Here is a 13336-nt window from a genome sequence, read left to right on the forward strand (position 1 = left end):
GCCCGGCGCGGGCCCCTCCGCGAGCGGGTGGCTGGCCGGGCTGCTCGACGGGCTCCTCGTCGAGCCGGCCGACGACGCGGCTCGCGGCGGCGGCCCCCGGCCCGTCCTCTCCGTACCGGTGCCCGGGCGCGACGGCGTCCTCGGGCTCCTCGTCGTCGCGGACGCGCCCGCCGGCGGGGGCGAGGGCCTCGACGACGACGACGTCGACCTGGTCGTCGAGGTGGCCCGCCGCCTGGGGCTGTCCCTGGCGAGCGCGCGGCTGCACGAGCAGCAGCACCTGCTCGCCGAGGCGCTGCAGCGCAGCATGCTGCCCGAGCAGCCCCACGTGCCCGACCTCGACGTCTGGTCCTACTACGTGCCGAGCGCGGACCACGCGCAGGTCGGGGGCGACTGGTTCGACGTCATGACGCCGGGCCCCGACGCCGTCGGGCTCGTCGTCGGCGACGTCGTCGGCCACGACATCGAGGCGGCGGCCGCGATGGGGCAGCTGCGCTCCGTGGTGCGCGCCTACGCCCACGAGCAGGAGGAGCCCGGGACCGTCCTCATGCGGGTGGACCAGCTCGTCGCCGGCATGCGCATCCGCCGGTCGGCCAGCCTGCTCTACGCACGGCTCGAGGACCTCGGCGACGGCACGTGGGAGGTGTCGTGGTCGCGCGCCGGCCACCTGCCGCCCGTCCTCGTGCAGGCCGGGCGCGCGCGGGCGCTCTCGGGGGGCGAGGGCGTCCTCGTGGGGGTCGGCGACCGGCCGCGCTCGACGGCGGTCGTCGAGGCGGGGCCCGGCGACGTGCTCGTGCTGTGCACCGACGGGCTCGTCGAGCGCCGGTCCCGCTCCCTGCGCGACGGCGTCGCCGCCCTCGTCGAGGCCTGCGAGGGCGCCTGGGGCACGGACGCCGCGGGCACCGGCGAGCACCTGCTCGAGGTGCTGGGCGACGTGCCCGAGGACGACCTCGCCGTCGTCGTCGTGCGGGTGCCCGGCCCGGCGCCGACCCGCCCCGGCCCCCGCCGCCGCCGCTGGCAGCTCCCCGGGGACCCGGGGTCCGTCGCCCGCGCCCGCCGCAAGGCCTCCCGGCTCGGACGGCTGTGGGGGCTGCCCAGCACCGCCCAGGCCGAGCTGGTCGTCTCCGAGCTCGTGGGCAACGCCGTCCTGCACGGCTGGGGGCCGGTGGGTCTGCGCCTGCAGCACGACGAGCGAGGGCTGCTCGTGGAGGTCGACGACGCCAACCCGGCGCCCCCCGGCGTCGTCGCCGAGCGGCGCGAGGGCCCCGGCGGCTTCGGCCTGCACGTCGTCGAGCGGCTCTCGGACTGGGGATGGCGCCACTCCGGCACCGGCAAGACCGTCTGGGCCCGGCTGCCCGACCAGCCGTCGACGGCCGGCGGCGGGCGGGGCTGACCCGCGCGCCGGGGCGGGTGGGTCGGACCGGTCGGGGAGCGCCGGTCAGCGCTGCACCGGTCAGCGCCGGGCGCCCGCCCAGGGGCTCGGCGCCTGGTCCGGCTCGCAGCGGTGGTCCTCGACCACGCGGAACATGTCGAGGGCGCCGCACACCTCGAGCACGTAGAGGGTGCGGTCGTCGCCGCCGCGCAGCGACGTCACGCCGCCCCGGCGCGCCGTGGCGTCGGCGAGGGAGATGAGGAAGGCCGCGCCCGTCGAGTCGAGGAAGGTCGTGCGGCACAGGTCCACGACGAGGAGCTGGCGCCGCAGGCCGCTGACCCGCGCCACGATCTCCGGGAACTCGCCGCGGGCCGAGAGGTCGAGGTCGCCGGCGACGACGAGGACCGTCGCCGTCGCGGTCGTCGACAGCTCGATCACCGGGCGGCCCCCCGCTCGCGGGAGGGGCCGCCCCGTCGTGCGCGGGAGGCCCCCGCCGTGCTCGGCATCACCCCCGCACGGTACCCGGGGCACCCGGGCCGGGCCTCCGCGACGAGCGCGACGACCCGTCCGGGTCAGGCGTTCCCGGCGCACCGGGCACGGGCGACGCACCCCGCGGGTCGGACGCGGGGCCGGGCTGGGCCGGGCTGGGCCGGGCTGGGCCGGACGCGGGGCCTGACGCGGCGTCGGGCGCGGGGCCGGGCGTGGACGGGCGTGGACGGGCGGCGCCGGGCGGGCGGTGCCCGCCCCGTCGGCCACACTGGCGCCATGAGCGCACCCACGCCCCCCGCGCGCGGCTCCCGCGACCTCCTCGGCGGGCCGCCCGCGACCCTCCTGCCGGACGACCTGGAGGCGCCCGCTGCGCGGGCCCTCGAGCAGGGGCAGGACGCGGCGGAGGTCGCCGCCCGGACGCCGGCGGCGAGCCTGCCGTGGGCCGTCCTCGCGGAGGACGCCCTGGCCGACGGCGAGGTCGTCCAGGCCTACGCCTACGCCCGCACGGGCTACCACCGCGGCCTCGACGCCCTCCGGCGCGCGGGCTGGCGCGGCGCCGGGCCCGTGCCCTACGCGCACGAGCCCAACCGCGGCTTCCTGCGCGCTCTCGCCGCCCTGGCGCGGGCCGCGGCGGCGGTGGGGGAGGGCGACGAGGCCGACCGGTGCGCCGGCTTCCTCGCCGACTGCGACGCGCAGGCCCCCGTGGAGCTGCTGCCCCAGGGCTGAGAGGCCCCGGCCGGTCGCCGTCCGCCGACCGGTCCGGCGCTGACCCGTCCGGCGCTGGGCGCCCGCGCCGCCGTGGGCGGTAGCCTCGCGCCCCGGTCGACGCCTCTGTCGACGGCCCGGTCGACCGCGACGGGGCCGCGCGCCGGTCCGCCCGCGCCCGTCCCGTTCGTCGTCTGAGGAAGCAGGTGCACGCCCGTGCCCGCCATCGTGCTCGTCGGTGCCCAGTGGGGGGACGAGGGGAAGGGCAAGGCGACCGACCAGCTCGGCGACCGCCTGGACTACGTCGTCAAGTTCAACGGCGGCAACAACGCCGGGCACACCGTCGTCGTCGGCGGCGAGACGTACGCCCTGCACCTCCTGCCCAGCGGCATCCTCACGCCGGGCGTCGTCCCGGTCATCGGCAACGGCGTCGTCGTCGACCTCTCGGTGCTCTTCGAGGAGCTCGACGGGCTCGAGGCGCGCGGCGTCGACACGAGCGCGCTCGTCGTCAGCTCGAGCGCCCACCTCATCCCGCCGTACAACCGGGTGCTCGACCGCGTCACGGAGCGCTTCCTCGGCTCGCGGAAGATCGGCACGACGGGCCGCGGCATCGGGCCGACGTACGCCGACAAGATGTCCCGCGTCGGCCTGCGGGTCCAGGACGTCTTCGACGCGAGCATCCTGCGGCAGAAGGTCGAGGCGGCCCTCGACCTCAAGAACCACGTGCTCGTCAAGGTCTACAACCGCCGGGCGATCGAGGTCGACGAGGTCGTCGACGAGCTGCTCGAGCACGCCGAGCGCCTGCGGCCGATGGTCGCCGACACCGGCCTCCTCCTCCACGAGGCCCTCGACGAGGGACGCACGGTGCTGCTCGAGGCCGGCCAGGCCACGATGCTCGACGTCGACCACGGCACCTACCCCTTCGTGACGTCGTCGAGCGCCACCGCGGGCGGCGCCTGCACGGGCTCGGGCATCCCTCCGACGCGGGTCTCGCGGGTCGTCGCCGTCGTCAAGGCCTACACGACGCGCGTCGGCGAGGGTCCCTTCCCCACGGAGCTGCACGGCGCCGAGGGCGACGCCCTGCGCGAGGCCGGCGCCGAGTTCGGGACGACGACGGGGCGCCCCCGCCGCTGCGGCTGGTACGACGCACCGGTGGCTCGCTACGCCGCCCGGGTCAACGGCGTCACCGACTTCGTCCTCACCAAGCTCGACGTCCTCGGCGGGCGCGAGCGCATCCCGGTGTGCACCGGCTACGAGGTCGACGGCCGACGGGTCGACGAGCTGCCGGCGACGCAGACCGACCTGCACCACGCCCGGCCCGTGCTCACCGAGCTCGAGGGCTGGGAGGGCGACATCTCGGGCGCCCGCGAGTGGTCCGACCTGCCCGCCGCCGCGCAGCGCTACGTCGAGGCCCTCGAGGAGATGTCCGGTGCGCGCATCTCGGTCGTCGGCGTGGGGCCGGGGCGCGAGCAGTCCGTCGTCCGGCACGACCTCCTGGGCTGAGACCCTCCCGCGGGCGCGCCGCCTGAGGACGCAGCGCACCGCTCCCGCGCGCCAGGCCCCACACTGGTCGGGCGCGCGGGGCTCCCCGCGCGCCGCCCGCCGACGGCGGGCGCGCCACCGCGAGGAGAGGAGACCATGAGCGCCGCACCATCCGACGCTCGGGACAGTACGACCGGGGAGGGCTCCAGACGCGCGACCGTCGCGCGACGGGCCCCCTCCCCGCGGGACGCAGCCGGTCTCCGGCGCGAGGCCCGCCGTCCCCGCCCGTCCACGACGCCGCCCCGCACCCGCCGGAGGCGCGCGTGATCGCGGACGTGCTCCTCCTGCTCCTGGCCGCCGGCCTCGTGCTGGCGTGCGGCGCCTTCGTCGCCGCCGAGTTCGCCTTCGTCACCGTCAACCGCAGCGCCGTCGAGCGGGCCGCCCGCAGCGGCGAGCCCGGCGCCGACGGCGTCCTCCGCTCCCTGCGCAGCCTGTCGACCCAGCTGTCCGGCGCGCAGGTCGGCATCACGGTGACCAACCTCGCCATCGGCTACCTGTCGCAGCCGGCGATCGCCGAGATCGTCGACGGCCCCCTCGAGGCGGCCGGCCTGGGCCCGCGCGCGGCGAGCGGCGTCGCCACGGCCCTCGCCCTCGTCCTGGCCACGGTGCTGACGATGCTCTTCGGCGAGCTCGTGCCCAAGAACATCGCCATCTCCCAGCCCATGCGGACCGCCCGCGTCGTCAACGGCTTCATGCGCGGCTTCACGCGGGTCTTCGCCCCGCTCATCCGCTTCTGCAACGGCGCGGCCAACCGGATCCTGCGCCTCCTCGGCTTCGAGCCGCAGGAGGAGCTGGCGTCCGCGCGCTCCCCCGAGGAGCTCGCGGGCCTCGTCCGCCACTCCGCGGACCAGGGGACGCTGCGGGCGGACACGGCCGACCTCCTGCAGCGCTCCCTCGCCTTCGGCGACCGGCGGGCCCGCGACGTCATGACGCCGCGCGGCCTCATGGACACGAGCGACCTCGACGACACCGTGGCGGAGGTGCTGCACGCGGCCGCCGAGAGCGGCCACTCGCGCTTCCCCGTCCTCGACGAGGAGCACGACGAGGCCATCGGCGTCGTCCACGTGCGGCACGCGCTCGGCGTCCCGTTCGAGCTGCGGGCGACCACCCGCGTGCGCGAGGTCATGGCGGAGGCGGTGCACGTGCCCGACACGGTGCCGCTGGACGCCTTGCTCGACCAGCTGCGCGCGGACGGCCTGCAGATGGCCGTCGTCGTCGACGAGTTCGGCGACGTCGCGGGCCTCGTCACGCTCGAGGACCTCGTGGAGGAGCTCGTGGGCGAGGTCCGCGACGAGCACGACCCCGACGAGGAGCCCGTGCCGCCCGACGCGCAGGGCCGCTGGCAGCTGGCCGGCAACCTGCGCCCCGACGAGGCCAGCGAGCTGCTGGGCGCGGCGGTCCCCGAGCACGAGGACTACGACACGCTCGGCGGGCTCGTGACGCTCCACCTCGAGCGCCTGCCCGTGGTGGGCGACCGCGTCGTCGTGCCCGCGGACGAGGCGCCCGGGCGCCCGCCGAAGGACATCGCGCTCGAGGTGGCCGCGCTCGACGGCCACCGGATCGAGCAGGTCGTCGTCGAGCTGCTCGTCCCCGAGGGGGCCGAGGACGACCACGACGGCGATGACGGCGACGAGACGGACGACGGGTCCGACGACGGGAGAGGGGCCCGCGACGTCGAGCACGCCGCGGCCCGCGGGGAGGGGGACCGGTGAGCGACTGGCTGGGCCTGGCGCTGACGGCGCTGCTGCTCGCCCTCAACGCCTTCTTCGTCGGCGCGGAGTTCGCGCTGATCTCCGCGCGGCGCACGATGATCGAGCCCCGCGCCGCCGAGGGCTCGCGCGCGGCGCGGACGACGCTGCACGCCATGGAGCACGTGTCGCTGATGATGGCCGGCGCGCAGCTGGGCATCACCATCTGCTCGCTCCTGCTCGGCGCCCTCTCCGAGCCCGCCATCGCGCACCTCATCGAGGTGCCCTTCGAGGCGGCGGGCCTGCCGGAGGCCCTGCTGCACCCGGTGGCCTTCGCGATCGCCCTCGGCCTCGTCACCCTGCTGCACGTCGTGCTCGGGGAGATGGTGCCGAAGAACATCGCCCTCGCGGGGCCGGACCGCGCGGCCCTCGTGCTCGGGCCGCCGCTCGTCCTCGTCGTGCGGGTGCTGCACCCCGTCATCTGGCTGCTCAACCGCACCGCCAACCTCGTGCTGCGGGCGCTGGGCGTCGAGCCGAAGGACGAGGTGGCCAGCGTCTTCACGCGCGACGAGGTGGCCGGGCTGGTCACCGAGTCCCGCGAGGGCGGGCTGCTCGACGAGCGCGAGGGCGCCCTGCTCCTCGAGGCGCTCGAGTTCGACGAGCACGACGTCGCCTCGGTGATGATCCCGCTCGGCGAGGTCACGACCCTGCCGGTGCGCGTCACGCCGGAGGAGGCGGAGCGGACGGCGGTGCGCGGCTTCTCGCGCTTCCCGCTGCAGGCGGGCGACGGGTCCCTGCACGGCTACGTGCACGTCAAGGACCTGCTGGAGACCGACGCCGACCGGCGAGGCCAGCCCCTCGATCCCGCGCGGGTGCGCCCCCTGCCGGAGGTGCCGTCTGACGCCGCTCTGCGCACCGTGCTGACGACGATGCAGAGCGACGGCGCGCACCTGGCCGCCGTCCGGGACGCGGGCGGGCAGCTCATCGGCATCGTCACGCTGGAGGACGTGCTCTCGGAGCTCGTCGGCCAGATCCGCGACGACTCGCGGCGCGCGGCGGTCACCGCCCGGCGCTGAGCCGCCTCGCCGCGAGGGCCGGCGAGGGGGTGGTCGTGCCGACCGCCGCCTCGCCGGCCCTCCTCGTCCCGCTCCCGGAGGGCTGACCGGGTGGACGATGCATAGGCAACCTATGTAGCCTCGTCCGGTGCCTGAGCGAACGGTTGCTGCGCCGGAGCCCTCGGCGGACGAGGCCCTCGCCGTCGACCTCCTCGTGCTCGCCGCGCGCTTCACCCGCTGGGCGGGACGCGCCGCCGACGGCGGGATGCCGACGGCGCTGTGGCGCGCCCTGTCGCAGGTCGACGAGCTGGGGCCGCTGCGCGTGAGCGCCCTCGCGGCCCTCGACCGCACCTCCCAGCCCACCGCCACCGCCCTCGTGCAGCGCCTCGAGCGCCACGGCTGGGTCGAGCGGTCCTCCGACCCGGACGACGCGCGCGCGTCGCTCGTCGCCACGACGCCGGCCGGGCGGCAGCGCCTCACCGAGCAGCGCGCCGCCGCGGGACGGGCGCTCGCCCCGCAGCTCGGGGCGCTCTCGGGGCAGCAGCACGAGGACCTCGCGCGCGGGCTCGCCGTGCTGCGCGACCTCGTCGCGCACGCCCCGCCGGGCGGCTGACCCCTCGCCGTCCCCTCCCGCAGCGACTCCCCAGGAGGCCCCCGTGGCACCCGAGCCCTCGACCACCGGCACCACTCCCGCGACGACGACCCCCGCGACGACGACCTCCGCTGCGGGTGCCGGCGCCGCGACGCCGCACGACGGCGGAGGGGGCGGAGTGCTCCACCAGCCGCGAGCGGTCTGGGCCGTCGCGGCGGCCTGCGTCATCGCCTTCATGGGGATCGGGCTCGTCGACCCGATCCTCAAGCCGATCGGCGAGGAGCTCGACGCGTCCCCGTCGCAGGTCTCGCTCCTCTTCACGAGCTACATGGCCGTCACCGGCCTCGCGATGCTCGTCACGGGCACGATCTCCAGCCGGATCGGCCCGAAGCGCACGCTGCTCGGCGGGCTGGCGCTCGTCGTGGTCTTCAGCGCCCTCGCCGGCTCCTCCGGCACCATCGGCGAGATCGTCGGCTTCCGCGCGGGCTGGGGCCTCGGCAACGCGCTCTTCATCGCGACGGCGCTCGCGACCATCGTCGGCGCGTCGAGCGGTGGCGTGGCCGGGGCGATCATCCTCTACGAGGCCGCGCTGGGGATCGGCATCGCCACCGGCCCCCTGCTCGGCGGCCTCCTGGGCGGGGTCTCGTGGCGGGGGCCCTTCTTCGGCGTGGCCGTCCTCATGGCCGTGGCCGTGGTCGCGGTCGCGGTCTTCCTCCCGGAGGTGCCGAAGCCGGCGCGGGCGACGACGCCGCTGGACCCCTTCCGCGCGCTGCGCCACCGCGGGCTGCTCGCCGTGGCCGTCACCGCGCTGCTCTACAACGTCGGCTTCTTCACGCTCCTCGCCTACACGCCGTTCCCGCTGGACCTCGGCATCTACGCCGTCGGCCTCGTCTTCTTCGGCTGGGGCGCCTGCCTGGCGCTGAGCTCGGTCCTCCTCGCCCCGCGGCTCCAGCGGCGGGTCGGGACCGTGCCGGGCATCCTCCTCGCGCTCGGGCTCTTCGCCGTCGACCTCGCCGTCATGGCCCTGCTCACGGGCTCGCAGGCGGTCCTCGCCGTCTGCGTCGTCCTCGCCGGGATCCCGCTCGGACTCGTCAACACGCTCATCACCGAGGCGGTCATGCTCGTCGCGCCCGTCGAGCGCTCCACGGCCTCCGCGGCCTACAGCTTCGTGCGCTTCGGCGGAGGGGCGGTGGCCCCCTGGCTGGCGGGCCGGCTCGGCGAGAGCCTCAGCCCCCACGTGCCCTTCGCCGTCGGTGCGGCGGCCGTGCTCGTCGGCGTCCTCGTGCTCGCGGCGAGCCGCCGGCACCTCGGCCGCCTGCCCGGCCGGGCCACGGCGCCCGGGGCGGAGGTGCCGCCCGCCGTGCAGGCCCAGGCCGTCACGGTCGGCGAGGCGAGCTGAGACGGCGGGGCGCGCCGCGCCGCGGCCTCCGTAGCCTGCGGCCGCCCCGACCGCGACGGCGTCGGCGGGGATGAGACCCGGTGGGTGGCCGTCCGCGCCACCGGTCCGTGACGACGAGAGGAGGGGCCGTGCGAGCCCTGGTGCGCGTGGCCGAGGTCGTCGGCCGGTGGTTCGGCCTGCTCGTCGTCGGCGGGCTCGTCCTGGGGCTGCTGCTGCCCGGGCCCACGGCGTCGCTGGCGCCGCAGGTGCCGCTGCTGCTCGGCGTCATCATGTTCGGGATGGGCCTGACGCTGCGGCCGGCGGACTTCGCCGTGCTCGGGCGGCGGCCCCGCGCCGTGCTCGTCGGCGTCCTGGCCCAGTACACGGTCATGCCGCTGCTGGGGTGGGCCGTCGCGCGCGCCCTCGACCTCGACCCCCTGCTCGTCGTCGGCATGGTGCTCGTCGGCGCCTCGCCGGGGGGCACGGCCTCCAACGTCGTCGTCCACCTCGCCCGCGGCGACGTCGCGCTGTCCGTCGCCATGACGACGGTCTCGACGCTCCTGGCGCCCGTGCTCACGCCCCTGCTCGTGCTCTGGCTCGTCGGCTCGACGCTCGACGTCCAGGCCTCCTCGCTCGTCGTCTCCATCCTCCAGGTCGTCCTCCTGCCCGTCCTCGCCGGCGCCCTCGTGCGCCGCCTGGCGCCGCGGGTCGTCGAGCGCGCGCTGCCGCTGCTGCCGCTCGTCTCGGTGCTGGGGATCGTCGTGGTCGTCGCCGCCGTCGTCGGGGCGAACGCGGACGCCGTCCGCTCGGCCGGCCTCCTCGTGCTGCTCGCCGTCGTGCTGCACAACCTTCTCGGGCTGGCGCTCGGGCGCCTCGTCGGGCGGGTGACCGGCGTCGGCGAGGCGGCGTCCCGTGCGGTGAGCATCGAGGTCGGCATGCAGAACTCCGGGCTCGCGGCCGCGCTCGCGACGGCGCACTTCGCGCCGCTGGCCGCCCTGCCCGCCGCGCTCTTCTCGGTCTGGCACAACCTCTCGGGCTCCACGCTGGCGTCCTTCTGGGCGCGGCGCCCGCCCGAGCGCGCGCAGGTCGCCGCACCGGCCGAGGGCTGACCGGCGGCGTGACCGGTCGGCGGACGCCCCCCGTCCCGGCACCCGGACGCGTCTAGCATCCCCGGCGGGCGCTCGACCGGCGGGCGCGGGGCCGAGCCGGCCGCGCGCCGCGGTGGCGCCCGCCACGAGGCCGCCGGAGCGGCGCGGCCGCGAGCGCGGGAGAGGGCTCATCGACGCCTCGACGACCACCACGGCCGTGCCCCCGGGGAGGGCGACGACCGGACCAGCCGCTGAGGCGCCGCCGGTGACCCCGGAGGCGGTGGAGGACGCCGCCCGCCGCCTGGCCGGCGTGGTCCGGCGGACGCCGCTGCAGGAGTCCGTGCGGCTATCGGAGGCCACGGGCGCGCGGGTGCACCTCAAGCGCGAGGACCTGCAGGACGTCCGCTCCTACAAGGTCCGCGGCGCCTACAACCTCATCGCCCAGCTCTCGGCGGACGAGCTGGCCCGCGGCGTCGTCTGCGCGAGCGCGGGCAACCACGGCCAGGGCGTCGCCGCCGCCTGCCGCGAGCTCGGCGTGCGCGGCCGCGTGCTGCTGCCGCGCACGACGCCCCGCCAGAAGCGCGAGCGCATCGCGGCCCTCGGCGGGTCGTCCGTCGAGGTCGTCGTCGTCGGCGACGTCTACGACGACGCCGTCACGGCCACGCGCGAGGAGGCCGAGCGCACCGGCGCCGTCGTCGTGCCCGCCTTCGACGACCCCCGCACGGTCGCCGGCCAGGGCACCGTCGCCGTCGAGCTGGTCGAGCAGCACCGCGAGCAGACCGGGCGGCTGCCCGACGTCCTCGTCGTCCCCGTCGGCGGCGGCGGGCTGCTCGCCGGCACGGCGACGTGGATGGCCGCGCGCCACCCCGGCGTGCGGCTCGTCGGCGTCGAGCCGGCGGGCGCCGCGTCGATGGCCGCGGCGCTGGCCGCGGGGCGCCCCGTGCCGCTGCGGGACGTCGAGACCTTCGTCGACGGCGCCGCGGTGCGGACGGCGGGTCACGTGACCCTGCCCCTCGTGCGCGACAGCGGCGCCGAGCTCGTCGCCGTCCCCGAGGGGCGCGTCTGCACGGAGATGCTGCGGCTGTACCAGGTGGACGGCGTCATCGCCGAGCCCGCCGGGGCGCTCGCCACCGCGGCCCTCGGGTCGCCGGTCGCGCTCGAGCCGGGGCAGGACGTCGTCTGCGTGCTGTCCGGCGGCAACAACGACGTCAGCCGCTACGGGGAGGTGCTCGAGCGCTCCCTCGTCCACGAGGGCCTCAAGCACTACTTCCTCGTCCAGTTCGCCCAGGAACCGGGGGCGCTGCGCCGCTTCCTCGACGAGGTGCTCGGCCCGGAGGACGACATCACCCGCTTCGAGTACGTCAAGCGCAACAGCCGGGAGACCGGGCCCGCCCTCATCGGCGTCGAGGTCGCCCGCCCCGAGGACCTCGCTCCCCTGGAACGGCGCATGGTCGAGACCGGCCTCGACGTCGAGCGGCTCGAGCCGGGCAGCCAGGTCTTCCAGTACCTCCTCTGAGGGCGTCCCCCGGGCGTGCCGGGGCTGCTGGGCCGCACGGGTGAACGCCCGGCGGCGGCCCCGGGGCGTCACTACAGTCCCGCTCCTGGCGAGCCGAGGGGCGACGCCGCAGCGAGGGGGCGTCATGGGTGCAGCAGGGGTGGCAGGGCTCGTCGAGGGCGCTCGCGCACGGCGGGGCCGCGGGGTGCGCGGCGTCGCGGCGCTGGTGCTGGCGGCCGGCCTGCTGGTGGCCCCGACAGCGGCGGGCGCCGCGGACGCGGCCACCTGCCGCACCGCCTGGGGCTCGACGGACGAGGTGGCCCTCGGCCTCGGCAGCGGCGCCGTGACCGGCGTCCGGGCGGGCCGCCACGCCTGCTTCGACCGGCTCGTCGTCGACGTCCGCGGCGAGGTCGGCGGCCACGCCGTCCTCTACGTCGACGGCGTCACCCAGGACGGCTCGGGCACGCCGGTGCCGCTGCGGGGCGGCGCGCAGCTCGTCGTCGTCGTCGGGGCGCCCAGCCACGACGAGGGCTTCCGCCCCACCTACGCGCCGGCCGACGCCCGCGAGCTCGTCACCACCACCGGCATGGGCGCCCTGCGCCAGGTCGCCTGGGCCGGCAGCTTCGAGGGGCAGACGACGGTCGGCGTGGGCGTGCGCGCCCGCACGCCGTTCCGCTCCTTCGTGCTGCGCGACGGCGCCACCTCGAGGGTCGTCGTCGACGTCGCCCACCGCTGGTGAGCTGAGCCCGTCGGTCCTCCCGCCCGCCTGCGCCGCTCGGCGACGCGCCCGCGCTCTCAGGCGGGCGGGTCCGCGAGGGTCATGGCCGTGAAGACGGCGCCGTCGGGGTCGGCGAGCACGGTCATGCGGCCGAAGGGCGTGTCGACGGGCGGGGAGACCACGCGGCCCCCGGACGCCTCCGCCGCCGCGGCGGCCGCGTCGGCGTCCTCGACGCCCACGTAGACGAGCCAGTGGGGCGCGTCGGCGCCCATCAGCCCACCGATGCCGCCGAGCGGGTCGCCGGCGGGCAGGGCGAAGGTCGTGTAGTCCTCGGGCGCCATGTCGACGCCCTCGGTGCTGTAGCCGAAGACGCCGGCGTAGAAGGTGCGGGCGATGTCGGGGGCGGGGGAGCGCAGGTCCTCCCACACGAGCCCGCCCGGGGCGTTCACGACGCCGCACCCGATGTGGGTGCCGGCCTGCCACAGGCCGACGGTCGCGCCGGTGGGGTCGGCGAGCACCGCGAGGCGCCCCAGCGGCCCGACGTCGCCCGGCGGCAGCAGCACGACGCCGCCGTGCTCGACCGCCGCGGCCGCCGTCGCGTCGGCGTCGTCCGTCGCCAGGTAGAGCGTCCAGGCGCTGGGGGCGTCCGGGTCGTGCTTCGGGCCGATGCCGGCGGCCGCGGCACCGTCGACGGAGGCGATGACGTAGCCGCCGTGCTCCTCGTCGGGTGCAGGGACGTCCCAGCCGAGGACCGCGGCGTAGAAGTCCGACGACGACCGCACGTCGCCGACGACGACGTCGATCCAGCACGGCGTGCCGGCGGGCCAGGGCTCGGTGCGCAGCGTCATGGGCGCATCAGACCGCTCCCGCGACGGGCTGTCCAGGGTCGTGGGACCCCGGGGCCGGGGACGCGTCCCGCCCGACCCGGGGTCAGCGGAGCCGCTCGAGGCGGCGCACCTGCCGGTCGGCGGCCTCGCGGGCGCGGCGCTGCCCGCCCCGGCGGGCAACCGCCCCCTGCAGCGCGGCGAGCACGGCGAGGAGGTGCTCCACGTCCGGGTCCCAGCCCCGCCCCCGGCACTCGCGCACCCAGTCGGCGGCGCCGGCGTGGCCGCGCTGGGCGTTGCAGCGCCGGCACGCCGCGACCTCGTTCTCCAGCCAGGACGGGCCGCCGCGGACCCGGGGCACGAGGTGGTCGGTCGTGGGCGGCACGAGCGGCC

13 protein-coding genes are annotated in these 13336 nt (G+C 77.3%); 10 read left to right on the top strand and 3 right to left on the bottom strand.

From position 1 onward, the window contains the following. On the top strand, positions 1–1390 hold a 1390-nt coding region (locus HLB09_RS06055), incomplete at its 5' end, for an ATP-binding SpoIIE family protein phosphatase (protein ID WP_171202506.1). A gap of 60 nt (positions 1391–1450) precedes the next feature. Here the strand turns inward: HLB09_RS06055 and HLB09_RS06060 are convergent. After that, the gene (locus HLB09_RS06060) at positions 1451–1807 is read right to left on the bottom strand and encodes an STAS domain-containing protein (protein WP_171202507.1); all 357 of its coding nucleotides are present in this window, start codon (positions 1805–1807) and stop codon (positions 1451–1453) included. Between the two features lie 327 nt (positions 1808–2134). Between HLB09_RS06060 and HLB09_RS06065 the strand changes: the two genes are divergently transcribed. From HLB09_RS06065 to HLB09_RS06105, 9 genes are all read left to right on the top strand, one after another. Continuing rightward, on the top strand, positions 2135–2584 hold the full coding sequence (locus HLB09_RS06065) for a DUF3151 domain-containing protein (RefSeq protein WP_171202508.1): 450 nt from the start codon (positions 2135–2137) through the stop codon (positions 2582–2584). 195 nt (positions 2585–2779) lie between these two features. Further along, positions 2780–4066, top strand: coding sequence for an adenylosuccinate synthase (locus HLB09_RS06070; protein WP_171202509.1), 1287 nt, complete (start codon positions 2780–2782; stop codon positions 4064–4066). Between the two features lie 302 nt (positions 4067–4368). Continuing rightward, positions 4369–5817, top strand: coding sequence for a hemolysin family protein (locus HLB09_RS06075; RefSeq protein WP_212770629.1), 1449 nt, complete (start codon positions 4369–4371; stop codon positions 5815–5817). Further along, a complete protein-coding gene (locus HLB09_RS06080; protein WP_171202510.1) occupies positions 5814–6869 on the top strand; it encodes a hemolysin family protein in 1056 nt (351 codons plus the stop codon). The genes HLB09_RS06075 and HLB09_RS06080 overlap by 4 nt, the downstream gene beginning before the upstream one ends. A gap of 127 nt (positions 6870–6996) precedes the next feature. Then, complete coding sequence (locus HLB09_RS06085; protein WP_171202511.1) at positions 6997–7461, top strand: MarR family winged helix-turn-helix transcriptional regulator; 465 nt, start codon at positions 6997–6999, stop codon at positions 7459–7461. A gap of 43 nt (positions 7462–7504) precedes the next feature. Further along, the gene (locus HLB09_RS06090) at positions 7505–8839 is read left to right on the top strand and encodes an MFS transporter (protein ID WP_171202512.1); all 1335 of its coding nucleotides are present in this window, start codon (positions 7505–7507) and stop codon (positions 8837–8839) included. 128 nt (positions 8840–8967) lie between these two features. Then, positions 8968–9927 (top strand): bile acid:sodium symporter family protein, encoded by a 960-nt coding sequence (locus HLB09_RS06095; RefSeq protein WP_171202513.1) that lies wholly within the window; start codon positions 8968–8970, stop codon positions 9925–9927. Positions 9928–10171: 244 nt separating this feature from the next. Further along, the gene (gene ilvA, locus HLB09_RS06100; RefSeq protein WP_171202514.1) at positions 10172–11422 is read left to right on the top strand and encodes a threonine ammonia-lyase IlvA; all 1251 of its coding nucleotides are present in this window, start codon (positions 10172–10174) and stop codon (positions 11420–11422) included. A 124-nt stretch (positions 11423–11546) separates the two neighbouring features. Then, positions 11547–12140: an AMIN-like domain-containing (lipo)protein gene (locus HLB09_RS06105; protein WP_212770630.1), complete on the top strand. Its 594-nt coding sequence runs from the start codon at positions 11547–11549 to the stop codon at positions 12138–12140. 56 nt (positions 12141–12196) lie between these two features. Here the strand turns inward: HLB09_RS06105 and HLB09_RS06110 are convergent, their stop codons facing one another. Both HLB09_RS06110 and HLB09_RS06115 read right to left on the bottom strand, forming a co-directional pair. Then, positions 12197–12967 (bottom strand): VOC family protein, encoded by a 771-nt coding sequence (locus tag HLB09_RS06110; RefSeq protein ID WP_171202515.1) that lies wholly within the window; start codon positions 12965–12967, stop codon positions 12197–12199. 82 nt (positions 12968–13049) lie between these two features. Further along, positions 13050–13336 (bottom strand): HNH endonuclease (locus HLB09_RS06115; RefSeq protein WP_171202516.1); only part of this gene is annotated, 287 nt, incomplete at its 5' end.

Source organism: Pseudokineococcus marinus (assembly GCF_013004605.1).
Taxonomy (GTDB): Bacteria; Actinomycetota; Actinomycetes; order Actinomycetales; family Quadrisphaeraceae; genus Pseudokineococcus; species Pseudokineococcus marinus.